The sequence below is a fragment of the Microcystis sp. LSC13-02 genome (genome assembly GCA_002282935.1).
Taxonomy (GTDB): Bacteria; Cyanobacteriota; Cyanobacteriia; order Cyanobacteriales; family Microcystaceae; genus Microcystis.
The window spans coordinates 1-12,615 of the sequence record MTBT01000066.1 but is presented as its reverse complement, the minus strand read 5'-3'; the positions used below and the strand labels follow the sequence as shown (position 1 = coordinate 12,615).

13 protein-coding genes are annotated in these 12,615 nt (G+C 43.6%); 5 read left to right on the top strand and 8 right to left on the bottom strand.

What is annotated here, in order from left to right; all coding sequences use genetic code 11:
- Positions 1–405: 405 nt before the first annotated feature.
- The gene (locus BGL89_RS04040; protein ID WP_286824562.1) at positions 406–1,311 is read right to left on the bottom strand and encodes a metal ABC transporter permease; all 906 of its coding nucleotides are present in this window, start codon (positions 1,309–1,311) and stop codon (positions 406–408) included.
- 134 nt (positions 1,312–1,445) lie between these two features.
- On the opposite strand from BGL89_RS04040, the gene BGL89_RS04035 reads away from it, so the two are divergent.
- The 4 genes from BGL89_RS04035 (at position 1,446) to BGL89_RS04020 (ending at position 4,487) form a co-directional block, all read left to right on the top strand.
- Entirely contained in the window at positions 1,446–1,964 is a 519-nt protein-coding gene (locus tag BGL89_RS04035; RefSeq protein WP_286824561.1) for a cofactor assembly of complex C subunit B, read from the top strand.
- Positions 1,965–1,971: 7 nt separating this feature from the next.
- A complete protein-coding gene (locus BGL89_RS04030; protein ID WP_286824560.1) occupies positions 1,972–2,388 on the top strand; it encodes an acyl-CoA thioesterase in 417 nt (138 codons plus the stop codon).
- A 3-nt stretch (positions 2,389–2,391) separates the two neighbouring features.
- Positions 2,392–3,021 (top strand): DUF1361 domain-containing protein, encoded by a 630-nt coding sequence (locus tag BGL89_RS04025; RefSeq protein WP_286824558.1) that lies wholly within the window; start codon positions 2,392–2,394, stop codon positions 3,019–3,021.
- 125 nt (positions 3,022–3,146) lie between these two features.
- Positions 3,147–4,487, top strand: coding sequence for an aromatic ring-hydroxylating dioxygenase subunit alpha (locus BGL89_RS04020; RefSeq protein WP_286824557.1), 1,341 nt, complete (start codon positions 3,147–3,149; stop codon positions 4,485–4,487).
- 235 nt (positions 4,488–4,722) lie between these two features.
- Here BGL89_RS04020 and BGL89_RS04015 read toward each other — a convergent pair whose 3' ends face one another.
- The 7 genes from BGL89_RS04015 to BGL89_RS03985 form a co-directional block, all read right to left on the bottom strand.
- Positions 4,723–5,187 (bottom strand): DNA phosphorothioation-associated protein 4, encoded by a 465-nt coding sequence (locus BGL89_RS04015; RefSeq protein ID WP_002760679.1) that lies wholly within the window; start codon positions 5,185–5,187, stop codon positions 4,723–4,725.
- A 72-nt stretch (positions 5,188–5,259) separates the two neighbouring features.
- Positions 5,260–6,852 (bottom strand): ArnT family glycosyltransferase, encoded by a 1,593-nt coding sequence (locus tag BGL89_RS04010; protein ID WP_286824556.1) that lies wholly within the window; start codon positions 6,850–6,852, stop codon positions 5,260–5,262.
- A gap of 426 nt (positions 6,853–7,278) precedes the next feature.
- Positions 7,279–9,633 carry a GH116 family glycosyl hydrolase gene (locus tag BGL89_RS04005; protein ID WP_286824555.1) on the bottom strand — a complete coding sequence of 785 codons (2,355 nt, stop codon included), beginning with the start codon at positions 9,631–9,633 and terminating at the stop codon, positions 7,279–7,281.
- A gap of 131 nt (positions 9,634–9,764) precedes the next feature.
- On the bottom strand, positions 9,765–10,208 hold the full coding sequence (locus BGL89_RS04000) for a DUF3531 family protein (protein WP_079206944.1): 444 nt from the start codon (positions 10,206–10,208) through the stop codon (positions 9,765–9,767).
- Positions 10,209–10,317: 109 nt separating this feature from the next.
- Positions 10,318–10,899 (bottom strand): CPBP family intramembrane glutamic endopeptidase, encoded by a 582-nt coding sequence (locus BGL89_RS03995; RefSeq protein WP_286824554.1) that lies wholly within the window; start codon positions 10,897–10,899, stop codon positions 10,318–10,320.
- Positions 10,896–11,954 (bottom strand): DUF3326 domain-containing protein, encoded by a 1,059-nt coding sequence (locus BGL89_RS03990; protein ID WP_286824553.1) that lies wholly within the window; start codon positions 11,952–11,954, stop codon positions 10,896–10,898. The genes BGL89_RS03995 and BGL89_RS03990 overlap by 4 nt, the downstream gene beginning before the upstream one ends.
- On the bottom strand, positions 11,951–12,127 hold the full coding sequence (locus BGL89_RS03985; RefSeq protein ID WP_002734354.1) for a DUF8621 family protein: 177 nt from the start codon (positions 12,125–12,127) through the stop codon (positions 11,951–11,953). The genes BGL89_RS03990 and BGL89_RS03985 overlap by 4 nt, the downstream gene beginning before the upstream one ends.
- Positions 12,128–12,331: 204 nt before the next feature.
- Between BGL89_RS03985 and BGL89_RS03980 the strand changes: the two genes are divergently transcribed.
- A partial coding sequence (locus BGL89_RS03980; protein ID WP_286824552.1) for a Uma2 family endonuclease occupies positions 12,332–12,615 on the top strand: 284 nt, incomplete at its 3' end.

Below are 12,615 nucleotides of genomic sequence, written 5' to 3'. Positions count from 1 at the left end.
ACTCAGCGTCGGGTTTTGAAGGGTTGTTATCCGTTGTGATAATTGTACCGGAAGGCAATTGATAGCCTGTTAAATTCCCTTGTTTCCACCATCTCCAAGCCGTTCGATAACTTATTCCTGCTTTTTTTGCATAGTCTGATAGTTTCCTGTCTATATATTACCATGTCTGACTATATCTGACTATATTTGTATTGAAACTTTACAATACCATTTTTCAAAAACTGTGGCATACTTGAGGCGTTTCTCATAAAGATGAAGTATAACTGGAGAGGGCATCCTCTGCTGTCTCCCGTCTCGACTAGGAAATTAATTTTGTCCGACTACTTATAGCAATTATCAGTTTTTTAGTCGTCAGTCGTCGGCTTTTTTTGATTACTTGCCAAAAACCCAACCTTCTGCTGCAAACTAACGTCGTCTCAACAAATTTTTCATCTCTCCCCAGATAGAAAGTTGACCACCTAGACTAGAGGGATGAGTGAAAATTCCCTGACGGGGACTGAATAAAAAGGCCAACATAAATAGGGTAAAAGCGACAAGCACGATCGCCGGTCCAGAGGGTAAATTCCAGTAATAACTTAAATACATCCCACTGATACTAGAAATAATCCCCACACCCACACCTAAACCCATGACTTGATGGAGACGGGTAACTAAAAGATAAGCAGTGGCTGCGGGGGTAATCAAAAGGGACAAAACGAGGATTACTCCCACTGCTTGGAGACTAGCAACGATTGTCAGACCAATCAGGAGCATTAAGCCTAAATCTAATAAATTTACTGGTAAACCCGCCGCTTGCGCCCCGATTTTGTCGAAAGTGTAGAATAATAGTTCTTTATACAGGAGCAAAACGGTTAACAAAACGATAACGGCAAGAATTAGGGTATCGCGGATGTCGGCAGCAGTTACACCCAGAATATTGCCGAAGAGAAAGTGATTAAGGTCAATTTTGTTGTTTTTTTGGATGAGAGTGATCAGGGTGATGCCAAGGGCAAAAAAAGCCGAGAAAACGATACCCATGGCCGCATCTTCTTTGATTGGGGAACGATTACGGATCAAGTTAATCAGTAGGGTACTGACCATTGAGGCTAGTAAAGCACCCAGTAGCAGATTAAAATTACCAATAAAAGCGATCGCTAATCCGGGTAAGACCGAGTGACTGATGGCATCGCCCAAGAGGGCCAAACGTTGTACCATCAGGTAGGTTCCCACCACCGCACAAATGATCCCGACGATGATAGCTTCAATTAGGGATCTCTGCATGAAACTATACTGTAAGGGTTCGATTAATCCTGTTAATAGATTGTTGCCCATGAATCTGCCTTGGGGTGAAATTTTTCTGATTCTCGATCGAGGTTTTGCTCCTAGGGTCTATCTTCTGATCGGGGGAGAAGATAGGTTAGGATAATTAGGATTAATTGTAAGTTTTTTCGCTCCTAACCGCCGCCATGGATACCCCCGTTCTTTCCTCAACTTTTTTTCTGACTCTCCTGCTCATGGTGGGATTATTCTTTTTTATTCGCGGTTCCGTCAAAGAGCGTATCGAACAGCGTGTCTATCTTACCAGTACCAGTGACGACCAACTATTAGAACAACTGCGAGATTATTTTGACCGACGTTCCTATCAAGTCAAGGCGATCGAACCCGAACAGAATATTGTCAGATTACAGGGTTTTGTGCCGCCTAGCCCCTTTCTAGCGATATTTTTGACAATTTTGGCGGCCTTGGGTTTATTTTGCTTATCGCTGGTGTTATCGCTGTTATTTCCCGATACTAATCCCTATATTTTTGCTCTTGTGGGTTTATCTCCCCTCGCGGGGGTTTTCTATTGGCAAAAAGTCGGCCGTTTAGAAGAAGTGGCTTTTAAAGTAGAAAGCAAATCTCAGCAAACGGAATTAACTGTAAAAGCCCATCGGGACGAGTTAAGACAACTACAAGATAGTTTAACCTTTCTAGAAAGACAATAAGCTTTTTATGTCCTACGAGTGCCTAATTTATCTGGCCGATACCGATGCAGCCGGTGTGGTTTACTTTGCCCATCTTCTCTCGATCTGTCATCAAGCCTACGAGTTTTCTTTAGCACAATTTGGCATCAATATCAAGGATTTTTTGAAAGATTCTCCGGTTGCCCTACCGATTACTCAAGCGGAAATCCAGTTTTTTCGGCCTCTTTTTTGTGGCGATCGCATACAGATTGATTTCACTGCCCGATCCCTAAGCGAAAACGAGTTTGAATTGCAGTATAAAATTTATTTGGCTGAAATCATGGTCGCAAAAGCGAAAACTCGCCATGTCTGCATCGCTCCCACCGCTAGACAAAGAATCCCTTTCCCGGAATCTTTAAAAAATTGGTTAAGATATTTATCAACCCTAGAGGAGACTGGTATTTAAGGGATGATTTGGGCAGATTTAACGATAATTTTAACTAGGGATTGGTGGCACAATGCTTGGCAATTATTTAACCTTAGCACCGGGAGGATTATCTGGAATTCTTTTCTGGCTTTTATCCCCTTTATCCTTAGCTTTTGGCTATTTCGGATCGCCCTCGATCGTTCCCTACTCTGGTGGTTAATTCTCTTAGTTTTCCTGCTTTTTTTACCCAATGCTCCCTATATTCTCACCGACAGCATTCATTTAATCGCCTATCTTCAGCAGGATTACGCCAAAAGTTTAATTTTTTTAGTTTTAATCCCCCAGTATAGCTTCTTTATTTTTATGGGCTTTCAGCTATACGTTCTCTCCTTACTTAATTTAAAAAGTTATTGTCAGCAAAGTCAGCTAAATTCAGCAGTTTTACCCCTAGAAATAATTCTCCATTTTTTAAGTGCGATCGGTATCTATTTAGGACGGTTTCTCCGACTGAATAGTTGGTATCTAGTCACTCAACCGCAGCAACTATTCTGGAGTTTGCAGAATTTACTGACTCAAAAACCTTTGATATTCATCGCTGTCTGTTTTTTAATTATTTGGCTACTATACGAAATCAATAAAAGGCTTTACAATCGATTTTTTGGCTACAATTAACGCCTATCGGGAATTTCCACCCTCTCCTAGTCTCTTTCGGATTAATTAAAAGATAGTAGGAAGACAGAGATCAATTTGCCACACCGATATATGATGATGATCAATATTTTTTCTCTCTCATCGCCATGACGAGCGCTGATCAATCTCAACCCCTCCCTAGGGATGACTGTTTTCACTACCAAAATTGTTGGTATCCTGTGTTATTCGTGCAGGATTGGCAAAAAAATCCCTACTCTTTCTCTCTTTATGGGCAACCATTGCTAATATTTCGCGATCAGCAGGGAAAATGGGGCTGTTTGCTCGATCGCTGTCCCCATCGCTTGGCTAAACTCTCCACAGGACAGATGATCGCTGGGCGTTTAGAATGTTTGTACCATGGTTGGCAGTTCGAGACGGATGGAAAATGTTCCCATATTCCCCAACTGCCAGTCAATACCCCGATTCCTCGCAATGCCAAGGTTAAATCCTATAGGGTGGTGGAACGTCAGGGAGTCCTCTGGGTTTGGTTAGGAGAACAGGAAACAGCGAAAGAAAGCGATATTCCTATCATCAAAGACCTAGAAGACCCCAATTGTGTCCATACCGATTATGTCATCGATTTTCCCTACGAACAGGGCTATTTACTCGAAAATCTCCTCGATCCCGCCCATGTTAATATTAGCCATGATCGCAGCGAATTCGGGGCAAAACGGGAAAATGCTCAACCTTTAGCCTTCCAAATCCTCGAAATCTCGGCGCGGGGAATTCGCAGTCAGTGGCGCAATAGCCGCAATCCGCAGGAAAGCTGGAAATATCTGGATTTTCTGGCCCCTAATCTCGTTCATTATCGTTTTTCTCTGCCTAATCCCGATTGGTATGCTGGATTGGCTTTATACGGGATTTCTCTCGGTCAAGGTCGTTCTCGCTTACTGATGCGACGTTACCAAAATTTTGCCGTTAACTCCCGTCAATACCGTTGGCGCTGGTTGGAACATCTGCGTCAAAGTCGCATCCTCGAAGATGATCTACCTTTAATTCAAAGTCAGCAGCAAATGGTGGAAAAGTCAAGAGATAGTTTACAAAAATTATACTTACCCTTAAAAAGTTCCGATGCCTTGGTGATTGAGTTACGTCAATGGTTCGATCGCTATGGGGACTCTTTCCCCTACTATCAAGGCTACACCAGCCAGCGGACAACGGCGATCGATTTATCCGATCCTTTACCCCTCGATCGCTATTCTCGTCACACTGTCCACTGTCGCACCTGTAGCACTGCTCATGAAAAAATGGTAAAAACTAAACAAATCGCGATTTTAATGGGGATATTATTAGCTTTACTGGCAATTTTATCCCCAAATCAGTCTATCTATCAAATTAATGCTCTTATTTTCGCAATTTTGGCTTTAGCAATAGCGATCGCTGCCAATTACACCCGCACAAAATTTGAACGCACCTTTGAGAAAAAAGCGCATACCAAACTACACTAATAAGTAGGGTCTGCCGAATAAATCTAAAAACCTTGTTGGATAAGACTTTTAGACTTTTTTTCCCTCAAAAAGTGCCAGCCATTGGGGTGATCGGGGGGAAAATTCAGGTACTTTTTCCCTGAAAATTAGGTAGTTGACCACCTGAAAACGGGTAAAACCCTACACCCCACACCCCACACCCCACACCCTACCACCACCGAAAAACTTTTTCAGCATACCCTAACTAAGATTTCTACTACAAAAATCTGCCTAAATCGAATTCCGTTGTGGCAGTAATTTCTCGAAAACGTTCTTGACTGATAATTAACAATAATCTTTCAGTATAATCCACCGCACCGCGCAATTCTCGTTCTAATCTTGCTAAACCAGCGTTGGCATATTCCTCGAAAATTGTCACTCGCAAAGCTTCCGAATCTACCCCGTGGGGAGAAAGAATTTTCGTGTCTTGGAATTCATTGACTGCCAATAATTTGATTAGGGTATCGTAGCCACGAGAAATAAAAATTTCTAGGTTAATAGGTGAGGGTTCCTTCGCTACATTTTCTATCGCCACCCTCTCCTGATATTTTACCCCTAAAGCCGCCGCAAAAGCGATGACATCAGCATAGGTTTGAAAAGGTCCAATTCCCTGATTAAAATTAACTAAGGACTGGACAAATTCCCCTTTATCTCTAGCAATACGCACTCGATGAATGGACATATTTATCAAGTAAAAAGTAAAAAAGGTTACAAAATTCAGGAGATAGGAACCCGCTAATAAATGATAACTGCTTTAAGGATAAGTTTTAATTAGTCCTTTAGCTTGGTAAACACGAAATTGTTCGATGGCGACACCACCGCGCTTGATCGGAATGACAGCTACTTTAGTTATATCTTGGAAATAGGGACGGTAGCGATCGATTATTTCCGGTCTTTCTAGAGAACTATTCGTAGTAATTAATAAACCATTTTTACCGATCCATTCTTGAGGATTAAACCAAATTTGATAACCCCTTTGATCGTTGTTAAAACAGGTGACGGGAATAGGAACTAGGGGATAAAGGGCCATATCTAGCCATGCGGTCACATAAAAATTATGGGTAAAAACGAAGCTAGAATCTTTTAAGAGTGCTAATAATTCGGGAGAATTAGCAAAGCCTTGGCGCAGTTGATCGATATCAACAATTTCCCGAGAAGGGTCCTGTTCTGGGGCAATAATTCCCCCAAAAATTGCGTATTGACTAGGTTTTTGGAAAGTGCCAAAAGTAACGTGAAGCATTGCTATAGATAAAACAGTAACGATAAAAATTCCTGACCCCCATAACCATCTTTTTACCCAGATTCGAGAAGATTGCTGCCAAGTATTGGCCTTTTCTCCTAATAAAATTGTGCAGGACCAGAACCCGGGTAAAATCCAACTAGGGGCGAGATAATGGGAAGCACCCACATAAAGCATTCCCAGGATTAAAGGCAGAGAAACCGAGAGAATTAACCATTTTTTTAGTGATTCTTCTTCTCGATGAAAAAATCTTTTTTTCGAGATAAAATTAGGAATTTGTTCGGCAAAGCTTTTAAATGTCACCCACCACATCGGCAGACCGAAAGGTGGAAACATCGTGGCGATACTAATGCCAACAACCGAGAGAATACCGAGAATATTAAAGGTTTTCGGTTCTCCAGAAAAACGGTCTTCTAAATGAAAGCGAAAGGAAATCCAATTATGGTTAATATTCCAGTAAATAATCGGCAATAAAGTTATCAAAAAGAGAATAAATCCTAATCCCAACCAGGGAGATCTAAATACAGGCCAATAGCGGGGAGTGGTCAGACAAAATAAAACTAAACCAAAGCCCAAAATAAAGCCGTGATATTTACTTAAAACCGCCAATCCTACGGCAAGTCCAATATAAGCGAGACGATAGCTAGGATGATAGTTTTTTTCCCGAATTGGCCAGAATTCTTGGGCAGCTAAATAGACTGTTAATGACCAAAAAAAGATTAAAGGACTATCTGGCTGCGAAAGAATCCCGAAGACGATCCCATAGATGGGGATAAGAGTGGCGATCGCTAAAGTCATTCTGGCGACCGGCAGACTGAACAATTTTAAAGCGGTCAGATATAGCAAGCAGAGGCTGCCAGTATAGAGGAGGAGAGTACCGAAGCGAATCGTAAATTGATTGACTAATCCCGTGATCCAAGTCCCAAAACCCGTGGAAATCGCTACTATTGGCGGATGATCGAAATAACTCCAATCTAGATTATGGCTGTAAACATAATAATAGGCTTCATCGTAACCGGGATAAAGCCCCAAGGCGATGATTATTCTAAACAGGAGTCCACCGATGAGCAGATAAACGGCAATGCGATCGCTAAGTATTTTGGTCAAAATTCTTACCTCATTTCATCGCTAAAACTGATGTTAGAGACGGGATATTTTTGGGGTTGCCAGATTCGAGATTTGTGCATCTATGGCAAGGTTAGATTTAAGTGTGATCTTTATTTACTATATCACCAACTCTGTCATCTCTTAGCCCTTGGCTATCAGCAAACTCTCCCTAGTCGTTGCTGATTTGCGATCTGAAAGTAAGATTAAGGGAACAGGTAACGGTAAACTTAGATAACGAAGGCAGGAGGAGAGGGCAGGAGGCAGTTTTTGTAACGGGGATTTATGCCCCGCTCCCAAAACTTTTCGCCTTAAGGCGAAGTTTTCGACCCAATTTTTTCGATAAAAGTGATGTTAAGTAAGTGTTTGTAATTAAATATAACAATTTAGCCATTGACGAGAACCGGCTCGCTCCAGAGCTGCGAAAATTTATCCCTGAAATTCCGTCAAAACCCCATAGATGGCCCAGATAGCCATGGCGCGTAAATAATGACAGGCGCGGAAAGTTCCCACCGATGTAATCGCTTCTGGAGTGCGAAATTGTAAGCCATTTTCATAGACTTGTTTCACCACCGCTTCTGTAATTTGCCATCCTTGCTTTTCCATTCCCATTTGCATCAAAAAAGCCACCAACCCAAAATTAATTCCTACCCAAACTTCTAAGGGATGAGTTGCCTCGGGATTTTCGGGAGTACCATCGGGTTTTAACCCATTTGCCGCCCCAAATTTTCCCCCATGAAACTTGAGAAAACAAGCCTGATAAATCTTACTTAAAGCTGATTGCGTGTATTGATTTTCTACCACATCCGGTAAAGCCAATAAACGGGCATAAAATTGACCGCATAATTGGTCAGTCATCACCACATCAGAACCACTACCACTATCTAAATTATAATATTCTCCATTCCAGAGAGTCTGATGATAAATAGCGCGAGATTGTTGTAACCAACTGGCAAAAATTGCCGTATCTTCCCCAAGAATTGCACCAATTTTAATCGCCGCTTCTAGCGCCGCTATCCACAAACCACCGCAATAGGCACTAATTCCCTGTAAACGCCAATCATCAAAGGTTTGGTCTGGCGCGCCAGAATTTTCGGGGATGCCATCGTTATCAAGGTCAAAAGTTTTTAAATATTGCAAAGTTAGGACGATAGACGGCCAACATTCTCGCAGAAAATCCTCATCTTTTGAACCGGTTAATAAATAATCCCGATAGACTAATAAAACAAAATCACTGCCTAAATCTTTCCAGAGATTACAGTCTTGATAACTGGTGTAATTACTCTTTTGCCAAGGGTGTTCATTGGGCGCGCCTAAATCGTGGGGAGTGGCATTTTTGGCCTTACGAATGGCACTAGCTTGGTTATAACCGATAATCCGAGGAGTGTCGTCGTGGGTGGGAATTGCCCTGGCAAAAGCTTCCATCACAGCCTTTTCTAAGCGCGGCCATAACATCAATAACCCAAAGGAACCATAGAGACGCACATCGAGACTTTCATACCAACGATAATCAATACATTCTAACACTCCGAATTGACCGATCGCATCCTGTTCCGTGGCTGCCGTCCAGAGAGTGCCGCCGTCCGTTAACAGGTATAATTCATTAAATAAAGCCATTTTAAACCAATCGGCCAGATCGGTGCGTTCTAGGATCGGTTTTTGCCAGTTAATAATATTTTCTCGCCATGTATCGCCGTGTTTTAAAGCCGTGCGTACCATCGCCCAAGCATTTTGACCATTGCGACCGAAAAAGTCCGTATAACGACGATAATAGTTAATTCCTTGAGCAAATTCGGTGACTGGTAAATCCCAAGCTAAAATAAAAGGAATTTTGCGAGTTTTCCCCGGACGAATGGTAAAACGAATCGCCATGGCCGTGGCCGTTTCTTCCCCTTTTTGGGCGGGGGTTTCGTCCTCAATATCCGGTAAAGAGCCATTCATGGCGAAATAGTCCCAAACTTCGCCCCCATCGCCCGCAGGGTTCCATTTACCCAGATAAAATACCTCTAGACTCGGATTAGTGATACTAGCAATCGCCATCTGTCCATCCCCTTCCCCGGGGTTTTCGTAATCCCGACGCATTAGACAGCCAACGCGGAAATTATCGACAATCCATTGATTATAATTACCCTCACTTTCCCCCGATTTTGATTGATATTCATAGACGGGACTACCATCATCTCTCACCTTAACCACTGGGGATTTAATCGCGTTAGTAAACCAACCGATTGTATTTTGCCAAGTCAGCATAATACTAATAGTAATCGGTTTATCGGTGGGATTATGAGCCGTCCATTCAAATAGGGCAATAGGATAACTACTTTCTTGATAATTATGCGCCCAAACCGGTGAAAATTGTTCGCAAATTAATTGAGTCTGAAAAACATCTTTGTACTCGTACCAACTGCGGGGATAAAGGGCCCCATAGGTTCCCTTTTCGGCTGGATACCACGACCAGCGCGATAATGTTCCATCCGTCGGGCTTTCCGTCGCCATAGCGTAGGCTTGGGCGCTTCCGTCTTCTGTTTGTTCAAAAATGCTAAATTGACAGGCTGCAAGGCTATTAAAACTGTGTTCACCGCCGTCCAGATGCCAGAGGTTAAAGTCACCTTTGGGGGAACGTCCGATGCAACCGGCCCCAAATCCTCCCAGGGGCATCCCATGCCAAGGACCATCATCTAAATTGCTGGCATAGCGGACGCTGTAGGGTTTTTCCCAACCTTTGCCCAGAGGACGTTTCCAAGCAGCGGCGGGAATTTCTGGAAGGGAGATGAGATTAAGCATAGATGTTTTTAACTGGGGTGTGGGGTGTGGGGAGATGGGAAAATAAATAAAAATAATCTCCTGATTACTGATTACTGATTACTGATTACTGACTTCTGACTCCACCAAGAAACTTTTTCAGTAAACCCTAATTATTCGCTAAAGAGATAATTGCTGCGATCGCTAATTGGCCAATCTTGATTTTCTCCACCGATAATTAAACGTTTAATATCGACAAAATCCTTACTTAATTGGGTCAAGGCATTGATTAAAATATCTAAAGCAATAAGATCGCTAGTACCAAGGTCAAACCAACAACGTCCCCAAGTACCTAAGTATTCAAAATCGGTCATATTGTGCATCGGTGACATAAAGGCATTTTCGGCCATATCTGGATCGTATTCCATATAACTAATATCGACTCCCACCTCCTGTACCTGTAGGTTTTCCGCATTGAAAGCCCCTAATTTACCCAAATAAAACCAAGAGGCAAAAACTTCTTCTACATATTGCTGTTCCATATTCGAGGGAACCGTCGAAAATTCCAGCCAAAACCAGACATCAAAAGGATTAAATTCGCGAAATTGTACTTCCATATTTTTTATAGGAGACAGGAGTAGGGAGTAGTCACTGATTACTGATTACTGATTACTGATAACTTCCCCACTGATAACTGATAACTGATAACTGATTACTGATAACTGATTACTGATTACTCTGCTGTAATTTCCAGAGAAAACTAGCGAGGAGATTGGTGATAATATGAGCGAGGATCGGGATTAATAAATTACCGGTGATGATGACGGTATAACCGAGGGCAAAACCGACAACAGTTGCCCAGATAACATAGGGCCATTGTTGGGAACCGCTAAAATGGAGGATACCAAAAATCAGACTAGAAACGGTTAAACCAAAGATATTTAAGCCCAAAGCCGGCAAAATCACCCCGCGAAATAATAATTCTTCACTTAACCCCGGCAGTAATCCAATCCAAATTAAATCGGGCCAAGCTAAAGGTTTAATGACTAATTCTAAGTAAGCGTTAGCACTATGGCGATAACTAGACCAAAAACGATATAGAAGCCCACTAATTCCACTAATTGCCCCCGCTAAGGCTAATCCGAACAGGAAATCCGGGAGAGTCAAGCGAATGGCGGGAATAGCGATCGCACCGAAATATTGCCAAACTTTGGCGACTACCAGCAAGATAATCGCCGTTACCGCCATAATGGTGAGGACTTGTGTGCGTGTCAGGGGATCAAATTCGGAATTAGGGGAATTAGTCACGGATTCTCGGATAAACAGCGTAAAGAGTTTAAATTAGGGCGAAGAGATGCTAGGCTAACCCCGGCCCGTTGACAAACGATCGCACCGATCGCCTCTGTATATGAGTGTACCCTAATTGCTTTCACCCCTAGAGGTTCCGGGGCCACCTTCATTCTTGTACTATTTTCCTGTACGGCAATCAGTACAGTTTTTTCTTGACAAAAACCCAAAACTGTGCTAGAGCCGCAGGCACTGGCGGGAACGATCAGCGCGTCCACCTCCCGGCCCCAAATAGCATCGGGACTGGGCTGCTTGACCAATTGGGGGGCGCGACTTAAACCCACCAAAACGCAGGGTAAAAAAGTATAACCGATTTCTTCGGCTGCGGCCTTGGGGGAAAGTTGCGGATCGAGGGGCAGCGGACTTAAAGCGGGAGCGTGGGCTGCTGGTATTTGGAATTGTCGGACTACTAGATGGGAAATCACCGCTTCGGCCCCAGCAAGGGGATCCACCCCCTGACCATGGCGATAATTAGCCAGGGCAATGCTATCGGTATCGTCGGGAAAACGGGCAACAATGGCGATCGCTTCTGCCCGGCCCTGGTTAATCAGTTTTTCTGCCCCCCGCAGCAAGCTGTCGGGATTGCCAATTGTTCCCCAACTGGCCCCAGAGGCTGCCTCTCGCAACTGCACATTTAAGGGGGCATCGGTGATAACGTAATCGGTGAGATCTAAGCCTAGGGTAGCCCGGACAGCATCGGCAGCCTGAAGGTGTCTTTGCAAGAGGTCAAATTCAATGGCGCGATCAAATAGTAACCCGATGCGATTTTGATGGACGGGACTTAACCCCCAATCCCCCCGGGCAAAACGATCTAAAGCGTAACCCTCCACATAATAGGTGTTGGCTAGAGGCCAGTACAGTTGTGCGCCGTTGAGGACATTGGGATGGGTAATTAGGCGATCGCAAACTTGGGCGATCGCTTTGGCCACGGGAATGCCATCCCCAGCATAACCGCCAATCGCTGCCCCGATGCCGGTGGGAATAATTAGTACGGCGGTATAGGGACGAGAATTCACGAGGCAGTGGTGACAATCGCTTCGACTTTTACCTGATTATTCTCGGTATCCACTTCTGTGATTGCCCAACGCAAGGGTTCACCGCGTTTGGCCAATTCTTTTTCGATTTCTTGCTGCAGTTGTTGTGGGGTTTCCTGTAGGTCGATTTCGGCACTAATAAAGTGAGTGGTCATGGGGATTGTCTGGGATAGTTATCCCCTCAGTTTATCAAGATTTTGCCCTCTTGCGCTGGCTTATCGGCTCTCTGGGTCAGGAACCACAAAGACACGAAGAACACAAAGATAGATCGCTATGTAAGTTAAACTGATCACACAAAGAATAAGAGAGCCAAAGCCATTCTCGTACTATGATTAATACTAGGCTTTCCCCTAGAGATTATGATCGCAGTTCCCAACTACATCAGTCCCCAAGAATATCTCGCTATCGAGCGCCAGAGTCAGATCCGTCATGAATACCGACGTGGTTTGGTTTATGCGATGGCCGGCGGTACGGATAATCACGATCGCATTGCCCTTAATCTACTCGCTCTGGTTAACCTGCATTTCGGCGACTCTACAGACTGTCGGTTTTACTCGGGTAATGTCAAGGTTAACTATCAAGATCAGTTTTATTACTATCCCGATGCTTTTGTTACCTGCGATCCTCGCGATCGCCAAGATCG